1 rRNA gene is annotated in these 210 nt (G+C 51.0%); it reads right to left on the minus strand.

Annotated features, from left to right (window positions below):
- A 23S ribosomal RNA gene (locus tag IQO02_RS22610) occupies positions 1-210 on the minus strand; the annotation flags it as partial.

Here is a 210-nt window from a genome sequence, read left to right on the forward strand (position 1 = left end):
CACGATGTCCAACCGTGTTTAGCCCACCTTCGTGCTCCTCCGTTACTCTTTGGGAGGAGACCGCCCCAGTCAAACTACCCACCAGGCACTGTCCGTAATCCCGATTCAGGGACCAACGTTAGAACATCAAAACTACAAGGGTGGTATTTCAAGGACGACTCCATCACATCTAGCGACGCAATTTCATAGTCTCCCACCTATCCTACACAT

This window comes from Vibrio sp. OPT24 (assembly GCF_015163545.1).
Classification (GTDB): domain Bacteria; phylum Pseudomonadota; class Gammaproteobacteria; order Enterobacterales; family Vibrionaceae; genus Vibrio; species Vibrio cyclitrophicus.